Source organism: Arthrobacter dokdonellae (assembly GCF_003268655.1).
Taxonomy (GTDB): domain Bacteria; phylum Actinomycetota; class Actinomycetes; order Actinomycetales; family Micrococcaceae; genus Specibacter; species Specibacter dokdonellae.
Genome location: NZ_CP029642.1, coordinates 2,834,744 through 2,847,748 on the forward strand (window position 1 = coordinate 2,834,744; position 13,005 = coordinate 2,847,748).

12 protein-coding genes are annotated in these 13,005 nt (G+C 64.2%); 2 read left to right on the top strand and 10 right to left on the bottom strand.

The window, feature by feature from the left end; all coding sequences use genetic code 11:
• Positions 1-12 precede the first annotated feature (12 nt).
• From DMB86_RS12570 to DMB86_RS12610, 9 genes are all read right to left on the bottom strand, one after another.
• A complete protein-coding gene (locus tag DMB86_RS12570; protein WP_171814470.1) occupies positions 13-1,131 on the bottom strand; it encodes an ArdC-like ssDNA-binding domain-containing protein in 1,119 nt (372 codons plus the stop codon).
• A gap of 84 nt (positions 1,132-1,215) precedes the next feature.
• Entirely contained in the window at positions 1,216-1,749 is a 534-nt protein-coding gene (locus DMB86_RS12575; protein WP_113718111.1) for a hypothetical protein, read from the bottom strand.
• Positions 1,736-3,547, bottom strand: coding sequence for a type IV secretory system conjugative DNA transfer family protein (locus DMB86_RS12580; RefSeq protein WP_171814471.1), 1,812 nt, complete (start codon positions 3,545-3,547; stop codon positions 1,736-1,738). Before DMB86_RS12580 ends, DMB86_RS12575 begins: the two co-directional genes overlap by 14 nt.
• Positions 3,544-5,004, bottom strand: a complete 1,461-nt coding sequence (locus tag DMB86_RS20610) for an ATP-binding protein (protein WP_171814472.1) — start codon at positions 5,002-5,004, stop codon at positions 3,544-3,546. The genes DMB86_RS12580 and DMB86_RS20610 overlap by 4 nt, the downstream gene beginning before the upstream one ends.
• Positions 5,001-6,473, bottom strand: coding sequence for an SCO6880 family protein (locus tag DMB86_RS12585; protein ID WP_113718113.1), 1,473 nt, complete (start codon positions 6,471-6,473; stop codon positions 5,001-5,003). The genes DMB86_RS20610 and DMB86_RS12585 overlap by 4 nt, the downstream gene beginning before the upstream one ends.
• The gene (locus DMB86_RS12590; protein WP_171814473.1) at positions 6,466-7,815 is read right to left on the bottom strand and encodes a type IV secretion system protein; all 1,350 of its coding nucleotides are present in this window, start codon (positions 7,813-7,815) and stop codon (positions 6,466-6,468) included. Before DMB86_RS12590 ends, DMB86_RS12585 begins: the two co-directional genes overlap by 8 nt.
• 120 nt (positions 7,816-7,935) lie before the next feature.
• Entirely contained in the window at positions 7,936-8,223 is a 288-nt protein-coding gene (locus DMB86_RS12595) for a hypothetical protein (protein WP_113718115.1), read from the bottom strand.
• Positions 8,224-8,332: 109 nt separating this feature from the next.
• Complete coding sequence (locus tag DMB86_RS21530; RefSeq protein WP_335645004.1) at positions 8,333-9,484, bottom strand: C40 family peptidase; 1,152 nt, start codon at positions 9,482-9,484, stop codon at positions 8,333-8,335.
• A gap of 944 nt (positions 9,485-10,428) precedes the next feature.
• Positions 10,429-11,229 carry a sigma factor gene (locus DMB86_RS12610; protein WP_171814474.1) on the bottom strand — a complete coding sequence of 267 codons (801 nt, stop codon included), beginning with the start codon at positions 11,227-11,229 and terminating at the stop codon, positions 10,429-10,431.
• A gap of 310 nt (positions 11,230-11,539) precedes the next feature.
• On the opposite strand from DMB86_RS12610, the gene DMB86_RS12615 reads away from it, so the two are divergent.
• Entirely contained in the window at positions 11,540-11,917 is a 378-nt protein-coding gene (locus DMB86_RS12615; RefSeq protein ID WP_113718118.1) for an ArsR/SmtB family transcription factor, read from the top strand.
• On the opposite strand, the gene DMB86_RS12620 is transcribed toward DMB86_RS12615, so the two are convergent.
• Positions 11,853-12,317, bottom strand: a complete 465-nt coding sequence (locus DMB86_RS12620; RefSeq protein ID WP_113718119.1) for a hypothetical protein — start codon at positions 12,315-12,317, stop codon at positions 11,853-11,855. The two genes, DMB86_RS12615 and DMB86_RS12620, sit on opposite strands and share 65 nt — an antisense overlap.
• Positions 12,318-12,764: 447 nt before the next feature.
• On the opposite strand from DMB86_RS12620, the gene DMB86_RS12625 reads away from it, so the two are divergent.
• On the top strand, positions 12,765-12,986 hold the full coding sequence (locus tag DMB86_RS12625) for a helix-turn-helix domain-containing protein (RefSeq protein ID WP_113719550.1): 222 nt from the start codon (positions 12,765-12,767) through the stop codon (positions 12,984-12,986).
• Positions 12,987-13,005 lie beyond the last annotated feature (19 nt).

Below are 13,005 nucleotides of genomic sequence, written 5' to 3' on the forward strand. Positions count from 1 at the left end.
GTGTTGCTTGATTTACGATGCGTCGATCTTTGAGGCAAGGTCGGTTGCTTGGCGGCCGGTCATCGGCCCTGTGAGGTCGCCGCGTTCACAGGCGACGGCCATGCCGGCCGTCGCGGGCTTGCCGCCCAGGTTGTCGGGATCCGTGACTTCCAGAATGGAGCGGCACGCTGATGTCACGCGGGCCAGGGTTGAGCGGGCGATCTCAAGCCGGCTGGCCGGGCCCTTCTCGATTGTTTTCCCGGCCGCGCTGGTTTGTTCTACCGCTAGAACTTGGTCGGCCCATCCGGCGAGGTAGCTGCCGGATTGGGCGCTGCGATCGATACCATGGGCGCGCAGCACGGTGTAGGCGACGGATTCTGCTTCGACTTCGGCGAGGCCGCGATGGTCCAGGCCGCTCCCGTAGAGTTGCCCGAGTTTGTCGTTGGGCCCGTGGAGGCACACGTGGCCGAGTTCATGGGCCAGCACTGCGAGGCGCTGTTCAGGGCCCAGCCAGGCCCCGATTTGGATCTTCTTGTTCGCAAAGTCGGTGTATCCACTGGCCATACCGTATTGGCTCGTGGATTGTTCAACGGTGAATCCTTTGCCTTGTGCAAATTTCACCAGTGATGGCCACAGGCCCATTGGTGAGGATCCCACGCCTTGTATGGGCCTGGGAATGTAGATGGGTTGCCCCTCTGTTTGGGACACGTCAAAGACAGCTTGGGTCCGCCAACCGACGATCTTTCTACGGTCACCTTTCTCGTCGCCTGAGCCTGCTGGCTCTGCAGCGGGAGTCCCTGGCTTGGCGTCGCCGTCCGGTTCCGCGCCCGTGCTCCTGGATGCTGTTCGAGGCGCAAGGACCCACAGTGCGTGCTCGCCTTTGACGACGTTGCGGCCGTGGCGTTCCCACTCACGGAACCCAGCCACAAGCAGAGGCTGTTGCTGCCCGCGTTCCTCCATTTGTGCCATGAGCAGAGCGATGTTGCCCCCCGAGTACCGCCACAGTGTTGCCGAGGTGTCCAGGAGCATGTGCCAGCGCCCGGGAGTCGAAACGGCGTTCTCCAACAGGGTGTGCAGTTGTTGGGTCAGCCCGGTCAGCCGGTCTTCGTTGCTCTGACGTGGGGAGGTCGGGTGTTGGCCCACTTCGTACATGTTGTCCGGATGGTTGCTTGTTGCAGGGGCCACGACGGCCGCCTCCCTTGCCTCTAATTGTTTTCCCCGTGTTTGCGGTGTTACTTATCCATGGCGGAAAGTGCCGTCAACCACATGACCGTCGTCATTTGAGTTGCCAGTGGAGACTTGGTGCGGCTCGGCCGACCAGGCCAGGAATTCCGGGGCGTCGGTGGGCAGCAGCCTGGGCCGGGCCTCACGGTGGGCTTGGAGCCCGACGCAGCCGATGGTCCTGGTTTCCTGTCGGAGGCGTTCGATGGCCAGGGGCAGCCGTTCGTGGAACCCGAGGGGCCCGAAACCGGGATCTGTTGGCGTGTAGGAGGCCAATTCCGCCTTTTGCAGGGCGTAGAGTTCGGCGACAAGTTCGGGGTGCTGCCACCAGCAGTCCGGGACGACCGAGGTCGTCAGCCGGTAGGTGGCGACCAGCCAGGAAACCCACCGTCCCAGGGCCGTCCAGGCTTTGGGTGCGGTGACACTGTCCAGGTCCCGCCACCTATGCGTGGGCTCGGTCAATCCACCGGGCGCCCCGCCCTGGGAGCTGCCCGAGGCAATGTCATTGAAGAGTGCTGCGGCGGCATCGTCGTCGTCAAACAGGTTCATCGCGGATCTCCTTCTCCACGACTTGCTGGTGGACGTGGCCTTGGGCGAGGGCGTCCTCGGCCTCAATCTTGGAGCGGCCCAAGGCGGCTGCGTCGCGGCGTTGGTGCCAGCCGCGCAGGTCCAGCAGGATGGGGCGGGTCCGTCGGCCGAGCATCAGGGCCGTCCCGGCGGGCAGGCGCCGGATTTCGTGCAGGGCAATGACGGGCAGGTCCCTGATCTGTTCCCCTTCCTGCCGGCCTTGGGAGGACCAGGAGTGGGTCCTGTAAGTGTGGCGCCGCTCCCCCAGCAGGGAAGCCAGGTCGCGAAGGTCCCGCTCGTCCGAGCCGCCACCGAAGATCACCTTGATGATGGCCGATTCCCAGATGGTGGAGGCTTCCTCAATGGACCAGCCGGAGCGTGCCTGGGAGAGGGATTGGAGCACGACCATGGTGGAGATCCCGATGCCGCCGCCGTCGGAGAGCACGATCGGCAGCCCTGGCCAGGGCGAGAGGTTGGCGATTTCATCCAGGATCAGGGACAGGGGCGGGTCCAGCCTGCCTCCTGGGGCGGTGAAAGCCATGTCCCTGGCCGCGGCGTCGATGTCATCGATCAGAGCCGATAGGTACGGTCCCGCCGCGGCTGACCCGGACTTGGTGCCGATCAGGTACAGGGTCCCGCGGTCACGAATGAAGGCCTGGGGATCAAATTCGTCCTCACGGTTCGCCGGATCCAGGGCCGCAAGGACCCGGGGTGAGGACAGGGGTGCCACGGCGGCGGAGACGCCGATCCATGAATTTGACGTGTTGCGGGGGTCGTCTTCGAGGATGCCCAGCAGGTCCGAATGCCAGCCCAACGCTGCGTGCGGGCCGTGCAGGATGTCCAGTGCCTCGGTGGCCAGTGTGGGGTTCGATGACCAGCGCCGAAAGGCCTGGATCCCCTCTCCCGAGAGGGCTGCGGCGTGTAGCAGGCATTGGAGGACTATTTGTGCCCGTTTCTGCCATGCGGCGTTTTCGCCGCTCATTTTGGAATCCGCCGAGATGACCAGTGCCCGCCGGACGGCCACGTCGGGATCCTCGCAGCCGCGTACCGGGGACCACCGCAGGGTGGACGTCAGTCCGGACATGCCTTGCGGGTCGAAGACCGTGACGGGTCGCCCGCCGGTGGCCCGGGCTTTCATGGTGACGGCCAGGTTGTCGGCGCGGGTGGAGGTGGTCACGACCGCTCCCGGTGCGTCCAGGATGGCGTTGATGACAACAAAGAGCCCTTTCCCGGAGCGTGGGGCGCCTTGGATGACCATGGATTCTTCGGTCGAGACGTGGACCTTGGTGCCTCGCGAGGTGCCGAGGGTCCAGGACACGTCAGCCAGGTGTGGGTGTTTCAGTCCGGGGCGGGTGATCCTGCCCCGTTTCAGGGCGGCCCGCCGGCCAAACTCGCGCACAACTTCGGCCCGTTGGGCCATGCCGTCCCTACCGAGGATGTCTTGGCGCAGCCAGGCTCCGGATTGGCGCCAGCTGCGCCACATCAGCCAGGCCGCAATGACCCCCACCAGGAGCAGGACCAGTACCGGGCCGAGGAGGACCCAGACGGTGCCGACTCCCATGTCGCAGCCTGGCGGGGGCTGGCCGATGGCGGCAAGGTTCCCGGTGAAAAGTCCGACGGCGGCCACCGGGCTCGGTGGGCCGCCCAGCCCGCGCCCGCATTTCCATTGGGCAGCCACGTTCGCGGCGGCCTCGGTGAGGCCGCTGAACCCGACAAAGGCTGCCCCGCAGACCAGGCCGGTCGTGATGAGTGGTGTGGAGTCTGCGTGGACGAGGTTCATGGCATCATCCTGTGGTCGGTGCTGAAGACGGTGAGTTCGTCGCTGGTGACTTGGTTGGCGACGATGAAGGATCGGTTGCCGACCTTCCACAGGCCGACCCCTTTGGGGAGTTCCTCGACCTGTGCGGATTCGGCCTCCGTCAGGCCGAGGGCGTCTTTGGTCAGGCGCATGGAGTCGTGTTTTTGGCGGTAGATGATGCGGGTGTCTGCCTCGGTGAGCAGGCCGAGTGCTTTTTGGCGGTGGGCGCTGGTGCTGTCGCCGATCTCGTTCAGGTCCGCGACCTTGTGCATGATCAGCAGGTTGGCGATGCCGTAGGTGCGGGCGAGCCGCCACTGTTCGCTCATCTTGACCAGCATGTACGGGTCGGCGAGCATGCGCCATCCCTCGTCATAGACCACGATGCGTTTGCCGCCGTCGGGGTTGGTGATGGCAGCTTCCAGCCAGGTGGCCCCGCAGGCGGCGGCCAGGGAGAGTGCCTGTTCGGAGGCGCCGATCAGGGCGGAGGTGTCCATGACCATCATCGGTGCATCGGCGTCGAAGGAGACTGTGGAGGGTGCGTCAAACATCCCCTCCAAGTCGCCTGATACGGTGCGCCGGAGGGAGTGGGCGACGGCGCGGCCGCCGTCGGGGCCGACGAGTTCCCGGGTCTCCTTCGAGGGGTTGAGCAGGTATTCCAGGACCATGGGCAGTGTAGGCGTTTCGTTGGCGGCAACCGCCTCGGTCAGGGCCATGTCCAGGGCTGTGTGTTCGACGGGATGCATCGGCACTCCCTGGCGCATGAGGGAGACGAGGGCGACGAGCAGTTGTCGGCGGCGTTGTCGGACTACGGCCTGCCATTGGGCGTTGGACAGGTCCTGGGAGCGGGGACCTGCGTCGAGCGGGTTGACCCGGGTGGCGCGGCCCGGGCCTACTGAGATGACCTTGCCGCCCACGGCGTTGGCTACGGGGACCCATTCGCCTTTGGGGTCGGAGGCGACGGCGGCCTTTCGCCCCAGGGTGATGGAGCGGGCGACGAAGGATTTCCCGCACATGGATTTGCCGGTTCCCACGGTGCCGATGACCACGATGGAGGGGCCGCTGATGACGCCCTTGTCGTAGAGCACCCAGGGATCGTAGGAGAACGCGCCGGAGCCGAAGACATCGCTTCCGATGTAGGTGCCTTCGTGGCCGAGCCCGGATTCGGTGATGAAGGGGTACGCGGCGGCGAAGGTCATGGTGGAGGCCCGGTGCGGGGCCGGGTGGAGCCGGTGCGGGCCCTTGAGGGAATGTCGGCCGAAGGGCTGCTGCCGGTGCGTGGTGGCGGGTCCTTCCTCGTCGCCGGCCAGCAGTCCCATCTTCTTCCAGAAGGGTTCCTGCCGACCGGCGACGGCTTGGCCCTGCAGCTGGCGGCGTTCTCGCCTGGCGCTGCGGGACTCATGGCTTGGGATGAAGACGACGGCCAGCTGGGTGGTTTTCATTTCAGTCCCCTTCCCAGGGGCAGTCCTCCGGCGATGAAGGCAGGCCACTGTTCACCCACGAGCAGCCTCAGATCGACGAAAGCGCTGGCGGCGGCTGATTCGAGTTCCTGCCGGTGGCTGGAGAGTTCCTCCAGGGAGTCGCCGGTGATGGTGACGTATGCGGCGGGGCGGACGTCCCCGTGGCCGGCGACGATCTCTTCCTCGCGCCGTTGGACTTCTTCTTCCTCGGCCCGTTGTTCGCGTGTGGTGGGGCGGTCAAACTTTGTATTGATCCGCCGACGTGTCTCATGCGCTTCGTGGGCCGAGCGGATGTCCTTGAGTGCCTGGTCGGTGGGGATGGCCTTGATGACCTGGGTGACGGTGTGCCGGAAGCCGCCGACGTAGACCAGCGGGTGCAGGAATCCCGGGAAAACTTTTTGGCGTGGCCATTCCGCGACCCAAAAGGTTTGGTGGAAGCCACTGTCGGTGCGAATGTAGGACCAATGTTCTTCCAAAGCCACGGGGCCGGCCTGGCCCGGGTCCACGCCCTTGAAGTCGCCTGTCCGTTGGGAGGTTCGCATGACCGATTCCGGGTCAAACGCTCCCCGCAGGACTGCAGCGAAGCCCCGGTCCCCCAGCCATTCCTCCACGATCACCCCGTGGGTTTTGAGCCCGGTGCGCAGGGCCTGGATTTCTGAGCGCAGGGTATGCTCCAGCCCTTTTGTACCGCCGCCGGCGTCGTGGATCCGGCGCCGGGCCTTGGCGGTGTTCACCACCAAGGTCAGGAGGATTTCATGGCTCGATGCCGTTCCGGCCGCGGCGATGAGGTCCTTGTAGGAGCTGTCCCCCCAGCCGGAGGCGGGGATTTCGCCGCCACGGGAGGTGACTTGCTGGTCGTAATAGTCTTGGAGCGCGGTGGCCGGGAACTGGACGGTGTGGTCCTGAATGGCGATCCTGGCTACGACGGGCCGCTTGGCCAGGGCGGCCTGCACCCGTGACCAGGCCTGGACGGCGTAAGCCTTGTCGTCATCATCCAGCAGTGCGAAAGCGCCAGCGCGGCAGCGCAGGACGGCGAAGGCCTCGTGGGCCTGGGCATCCACAACAAAGCATTCACCGAAGGCAGTGCGGTGGATGGCCAAGGACGCTAGCCCGCCGGGAAGGACCAGAGTTCCGACCGGGACTGGGTCCATGGTGGGCAGGAAATAGGCGGTCTGCCCGGTCAGCTTCCTCACAAGGAACCGGGTCCCGGTCAGCGCCCAGAGGGGATACGGCGTTCTCGCATATTGCAGGATGCCAAAGAGCAGCAGGAAGATCCACGCCGGGCTGGAGCCAAGGAATGCGGCTGGTCCGTCGATGGCCGAGGACACACCTGCCATGAGGATGCCGCCTGCGGCGAGGGCAAGCTGGTACCACTGCAACCCCATGATGACGCCGCGGCGTTCGTGCCGGGGAAAACTCACCGGTTGCAAGGCGTTGCTGTCCTCAGTCATGATGTCCTCCAGTGTGGGGCGGTCTGATGGGTGGGTTGCCGGGCCCGGACGCCGGTGGCCGCGGCTTGGGCCCAGATGATGGGCCAGGACGTGCGGTGCCGGGACTCGACGGGCCGCCTCCTGGGTGCGGCACGCCGGGGCCCGCCTGCTGTGGTGGAGTCATCGTGCTCCTCCCTGTCGCGGTAGGGCTACCTGTTGGCGATGACTGGGGCGCACGGGGCTGGCCCGTTGTTTGCTGTCGATTTGGAGTTTCGGTTGCCGATGCCTGGCCTGGGTCCGGCGCAGTGGAGGTCGGAGCCTGCGGAGTCGCCGATGCGCCGGGGCGTTGCTGAATCTTGGGCTTGTCCGGGGAGGATGTCGAGCTGGAAACAGCAGGATCCTTCACGTGGGCCGTCTCAGGCTTCGCGCTGGATTGCACCACTTTGGGGCTTTGACCACCTCGGCCGGATGTCAGCATGTGATGGTTGTGCAGCTGCTGTCCCAGCTGTCGGCTGGCGAATCTTGAGCTTTGTTGTGCTACATGACCTCCGCCGGCTGATTGTGCTGCGGCGGCCAGCTCGCCACCGGCGAATCCGACAAGTTTTAAGGCCATCAGCGGTGCTGCGCAGGCGAGGGTCATGCCCACTGCGCCGGCCGCCATTCCGGCAAAGGAGGTGGAGTTCGCGTACAGTCTGACGGCCACGGCCAGAATTGTCGCAGCCAAGGGTTTGGCGAGCAGCAGGGCGACGACGACCTCGCACCACCGCCCGGCCCAGGACTTGGTCTTCTCCCACGGCATGAGCATCAGGGCGACGGGGGCGACGGCGGCCAGCACGATCAGGGCGAACGAGCGGAAGATCATCGAGCACATCAGGATGAACGCCAGAACCCAGACAATGAGTGTCGCCATCACCGTGATGACGATGGTGCCGATGGCTGGGTTCCCTGTTGTGGACTGCGCTCCGAACGGTGTGGCAATCCAGGCTTGACCGGAACCGGCCGTGCCATGCTTGAACCCAAAGAGGCGCATGAAGACCACGTAAGGGTCAGATCCCATCGTGGCCAGCAGTGCTGTCGAGGCGCTGTCGCTGACATGGGTCAGGGCCTGCATCAGGTAGACGGCGCCGCTGACGACGGGCACGGCGACGAAGCCGCCGATCAGGGCGCGCCAGATCCGGCGTGCTTGTTGCGAGATGAGGCCCGAGACCAGTTGCAGGATCATGACGGCCACCAACGGCGTCATCATGACAACGACCCACCAGCTCGTCAGTCCCTGGACCGCCGTCCACTGGGAATCGTCGACATTGGAGACACCGAATGCCCCGGAGATGAAGGACCACAGCCAAGAGGCCAGGCTCTCCAAGATGCCGGCAAAAAAGCCGCCAATGCCCGATGTGACTGTGTCCTTGGCCGCGGAAACGAGCCCGCACCCAAGGGGCCACCAACCCCCTAAAGTGCACTCAAGCGCTGGCATGGTGACCGCTCAGAACCCGAGGTGGAAGGCAGTCTGTGACCACAGGATGTAGCCGTTGATCCCGCCAAGGATTGCGGCAATGGGGCCGGTCCAGAGCAGGATCATCCCGCCGCCGGACGCCAGCCGGGATGACTGGCTGAGTTTGCCTGCCAGCAGCATGGCGGCACCAATGATGGCGACGATGGCGATGACAATGAAGGCCCCGACAAGGATTCCTCCGCCGATTTGCTTCAGGGAGTCCAGGAACGGGAAGTTGCCGTTGGGGACGATTCCAGGGTCCACGGGTGCGAAATTCATGACATTACTCCATCCGGACATTGAAGACAGACGTTGCGTTTGCTTCTTCACTTCCATGCCCAATTTGGTGCCGGCCGCATGACCTGGGCGTCGGGCCGGCGGCGGGCCGCTATTTTTTGCCCACGACGGTGAAGTACTGTGATCCGGTGTTCCAGCTGACAGGGTGGAGGAGGGTGCCGGCTGACGGGTTCAGGGCGCTGTACATCATGCCGTTCCCCGCGTAGATGCCGATGTGGGCCCAGTGGTGGGGGCCGTCGGGGTTTTGGACCACCAGATCGCCGGGCTGGGGCGTGGAGGTGGACCGGCCAGCCCGCCATTGCTCGGTTCGGGGAAGCCGGATCCCGGCTTGGGCGTAGACCCATTGGACGTAGCCGGAGCAGTCCCAGGCCTGGAAGGCCGTGCCGCCCCAGATGTAAGTGCCGCCGACGCCCTCCTGGGCGTAATGGAGAATCGCCTTCCTGGTTGCAATCAAGTTTCCGGGGATGGCGGGTGCCGGGGCGCTGTCTGAAGGTCCCAGTGCGGGGCAGCCTTGGAGGCTGGTGTTTCCGCTGGCGGTTGCCAGGAGGGCTGCTGCGGTGGGTGCCCAGCGTTCGTAGAGTTCGGGGAATGCTGACGCCTGTACGGCCTGGGCCGCGGCTCCCAAGCCCATCGACGTCCAGCCCGGGATGTCCAGGAGACCGGGAGGTGAGCCGTGGTTCGGACCCTGGTGGCCGCCATAGAAGGCCTGGGCGTCATAGGCCGGTGTCATCAGTTGTCGGACGCTCCCCCACCCGGCACTGGGTCGTTGTTGGGCTGAGCCTACGGAATCATGGTCGTGGCCAAGGCCATCATGGGGCATGGACAGCGATTCGGGGACGGCAGGGTTGGCCAGCATCCTGAGACCGGATTCTTGGAGAGCGACCATGATGGCAACCTGGATCCCCTTTGCCGGAACGCCAAGGGACGATCCCACGGACAGGTAGGTGGCAGCGATGCTTTGCTGCTCAGGATCAAGTGCCAGTGGTATGCCGCCGGGCCCCGGAACAGTAATGCTCCCAGCGCCGCTACTCAGTGACGATGCCGGTTGCGGGGTGGTTCCGGCGGAGGACGATTCTTGAAGTGCCGACGTGCAAGGTGTGTTTGTACCCGCTATCTGGGCAACGAGGATGCTGGTGCCGCCGAGCATGGCGGCCATCCCCACAGGGACCACCACTACCAGCGCGCCAAGTACCCGCTGGATCAGTCGCGCTTTCGCGATGGTGGCCAGGGCCGCAGCGGGCATCAGTAGACGATTCTGCTGGCCGAGGTGTAAAAGCCGGCCAATGCGCAACGATGTGACGGAGCTGTGGGGGCCGGTGGGCAGTTCACCATGACACTGACCGGAACGCGGTAAGCAGCCGCGTGTGGATCCGTGGTGGAACGGTCAGTGACGCTGACGGTCATGGTGCAAACATGCAGCCCGACCCACGGGGCCGGGTGGTCCCGAAATTGCGCCAGCGCATTGTCACAGCTGGCTTGGACGACTCGGGCCGTTCGGTACGCCCCATAGGCGGAGAGCTGGGCGAATGCGGCCGCGTTGACGCCGGTTCCCTCAAACTCCTGTGTATACACCGTGAGCGGATTCGAACCATCAGCGAGGACGACCCACCAACCGCGCACATGCGCATATACTTGCGTATAGCCTTCGGTCCGCGAATCCCACGTGTACAGCGCGCGGGCAGTGTCCTCGGCATACACCTTGAAATCCAGGGTCCGTGGCTCGCCCGGCGAAACCGCGGCATCAGTCGGCACTGTGGTCGCTGCGACTTCAGGACCCGGCCCTGCTCCCCTCGACACTGCTGCAGTTTCGCTTGTCGCAGGCGGGGACGTCGGAACATTCGTGGCCCGTTGGGGCGAGCCTGCACCCGGTGGCAGAAACAATGCGATGACCACGGCCACCAGGGCTCCCAGTACTGCGATCAGGAACCAGTGCCGTCGGGAACGGGGCAGGTAGCCTTTCCATGCTGATGGTCCGCGCATTGGAGACCTCCTTTACCCGTCCATGCGGCAAAGAAGCCAACGGCGTATGACCCAACCGAGGCGGACCTGCTGCGCCGCACTCAAGCCAGGCCACGCAGTCGTGCGCGTCCAACGACACAGATGCTGTCTGCCGCTGTCGCATTGTCGGTATGTCATTGCCCCGGGGACGCAAGAAGGCTGGGTGCGGCGACGCTGTTGGCTTGGGGACTATGAGGCTACGGCCTGCGGCGGCTGCGACATCCCGATGACTTTCAGTGCCGCCCTGTAGAGTGCCCTGGCGCGTCCAGTCTGCACGGCGACGTACCTGGGCGTGACATTGTTCTTGGCCGCGATGACAGGAAGAGCGGCAAGACGTTCCGGCCCGCTCAACCTGGGAACAACGATAGTTTCCGCGATCGCCCGGTGCAGTTCGGTGGGCAGGCATTTCGAGGCGCTCATGGCGATTGTATCGGCATTTGCTTTGTCCGAATCCACCACGGCCAGTGCATTCCTCACCGTGATGGCCACTTGGCGCACGAATTTCAAATCCCTGTGCGCCCGGCGATAGGCCGGGGTGTCTGCACGGTCGGCAACGGGGGTTGCTGCACCTTGGCTGTCGTCATAATCATCCAAAAGAAGGAACATGGCTGACCCCCAGGCTTCTTCGCCGGCATACATCCGTGTCAGCTTCAGGACGTTCAGGGCCCATTCTCGATCGGCAACCCCGGCCGGCTCGGCAACGACGTCCTGCGGCCGATCGACGCTGGGATGGTCGTCGGATTCCGCCGTGAACAGGGGAACGGTGTAGCGGGCGGCTGCCTTGGCGATGTGGGCCGCACACACGTGCTTGGCAATGCCCTGGACCCACGCCCCGAAGCGGACGTCCGGCAGCGGTTGGTACCGTCCCCGTGACACTCCGGTCCACACTGCGACGCGGATGTCCTGCAGCACGTCCTCCAGTTCGTTGGGGCACCCAGCCCTGGCCAGGCGAGAACGCACAAAAGTGGAAATATCGCCCACCGCCGTCATGACATCTTCACCACGAATATCAGGACCGTGAGCCTCGGAACCGGGCCTGAAATCGCCCGGAAGTTGGTCTTTGCGGTGGGGCCTGCGAGCTGACGGGTAAGAGACCATCGTCGTCTTCGTTCACGAGAAACTGCACACTATTGGGGTAGGCCACCACACTGTCCAAATGGAGCGACGGCATTGCGACCACGGTAGGGATCCCAGTTGCGTACCAAAACCCCAGAGAGGATATAAACCAGTGTCAGTTCACGGTTTCCCAATGTCAACCCCTACTATGTCATTCTGTGGATAAAAGGTGCAGAATTGAACCATGCCTAAGATCACGCACCCGGTAGACCTGGCCTGGACGGCCGACGTGGAAGCGTCAATGGAGACGTTCGGCAATCGGGCCCGCCTCGAAATCATCCGGTATCTGGAAGGAAGTGGGCCGGTGCCGCGCGGGGACATCGTGGATGCCGTCAGCGCCAGTGAGGCAAGCGTTGCCCAGCACCTGATCGCGCTTGAAAAAACGGGGGCCATCGTCGTGGACATCGTTCAGGGCCGTCGGCACGGCAGGTCACCACGCTATTCGGTGGCTGAAAACCGTATCAAGGAACTATTGGCAGCCCATCAGGACTATCTCCTTAATCGGCGGCCGGCCCTCCCCCAGGGTGCAGGGCAATATCCTGATCCAGGTATTCAACAATGATCTCCAATGTCTCCGGCGAAACATCCCCGAGCGTTCTTGCCGCAAATGACTTGACCCTGGCCGCCCGCAACGACTTCACGAACTCGAGCTGCCGGCCGACCATCTCAGGAGTCTCTATGTCCTCGACACCGAGCAAATACTCGGGATCCACGTTGAAATAGTCAGCCAGCGCAGTCAACAGCGGCCGATCCTGGACCAGTCGCCCATTGCCGTCCTTCATGTAGGACCACCGCGCCCTGGACAATCCAACCCCACGAACCGTCATCGCCGCACGAATTTCCGGAAAAGTCAGTGCCTCACCTCTCTCCGCGACAGCGACATCAAGCAAGAGGTGGAGCTTTCGGGCAAGCTCACCCTGGGGCGTGCGCCTGGCCGCACCGGGCGTTTCGTGATGCGTCATGTATCTCCAATCCGGTCCTCGGGAGTGCTTCAAGTATGGTCCCGCGCCTTGAACGCTTCAAGAAGCCGCAAGACTGGAACAGTCCGCGAAACAGGCCCTACATCATCAACAACGCAAGGCCAATCCTGCACACCCTAGCCTTTCCATATCTGTCCGTCGTCGCACTCGTCTGCTCCAGTCGCATAAGTTCCCTTGTTGTCGTGCCGTTACGGCCTCCGGCGGCAGGGCTCAAGACTCGCGGTGCCGCCGCCGAGAATGGCGACGCAGCCATGATCGGGAACCTCACTGTCCACAAGGGCCTGGCCGCTGTGGCGGGGAACCCGCCCGCACGTGATCGGCGGCAGGCGAGTCGGCCGCCGTCGTTCTTCCGACATGCCAACGGAAGTCATGTAGTTTCAGTGTCTTTGCACCATGGAAGGGTACACGCACGCTGAACAGGAGAATTCGATGACCGAGCAGACAGACCGCACATCATCCACCCATGGTTTCGTCGACGAGTGGATGACGCCCAAGGAGATCTGCCATGAGCTGCAGATCCCCGAGCAGACTTTCTACCAGTGGCGCGTCAAGCACGTGGGACCGAGGGCCCACAGGATCGGGCGCCACCTTCGCATCAGCCGCACGGATTTCAACGCGTGGCTCGCCACAACGGAAGACCCCGTTGGCTAGAGCAAAAACGCCGCTCGGG

Coding starts and splice junctions, on each gene's coding strand:
- DMB86_RS12570 (WP_171814470.1), bottom strand. CDS start 1,131: ATGTACGAAGTGGGCCAACACCCGACCTCCCCACGTCAGAGCAACGAA.
- DMB86_RS12575 (WP_113718111.1), bottom strand. CDS start 1,749: ATGAACCTGTTTGACGACGACGATGCCGCCGCAGCACTCTTCAATGAC.
- DMB86_RS12580 (WP_171814471.1), bottom strand. CDS start 3,547: ATGAACCTCGTCCACGCAGACTCCACACCACTCATCACGACCGGCCTG.
- DMB86_RS20610 (WP_171814472.1), bottom strand. CDS start 5,004: ATGAAAACCACCCAGCTGGCCGTCGTCTTCATCCCAAGCCATGAGTCC.
- DMB86_RS12585 (WP_113718113.1), bottom strand. CDS start 6,473: ATGACTGAGGACAGCAACGCCTTGCAACCGGTGAGTTTTCCCCGGCAC.
- DMB86_RS12595 (WP_113718115.1), bottom strand. CDS start 8,223: ATGAATTTCGCACCCGTGGACCCTGGAATCGTCCCCAACGGCAACTTC.
- DMB86_RS21530 (WP_335645004.1), bottom strand. CDS start 9,484: ATGCCCGCTGCGGCCCTGGCCACCATCGCGAAAGCGCGACTGATCCAG.
- DMB86_RS12610 (WP_171814474.1), bottom strand. CDS start 11,229: ATGACGGCGGTGGGCGATATTTCCACTTTTGTGCGTTCTCGCCTGGCC.
- DMB86_RS12615 (WP_113718118.1), top strand. CDS start 11,540: ATGCCTAAGATCACGCACCCGGTAGACCTGGCCTGGACGGCCGACGTG.
- DMB86_RS12620 (WP_113718119.1), bottom strand. CDS start 12,317: ATGACGCATCACGAAACGCCCGGTGCGGCCAGGCGCACGCCCCAGGGT.
- DMB86_RS12625 (WP_113719550.1), top strand. CDS start 12,765: ATGACCGAGCAGACAGACCGCACATCATCCACCCATGGTTTCGTCGAC.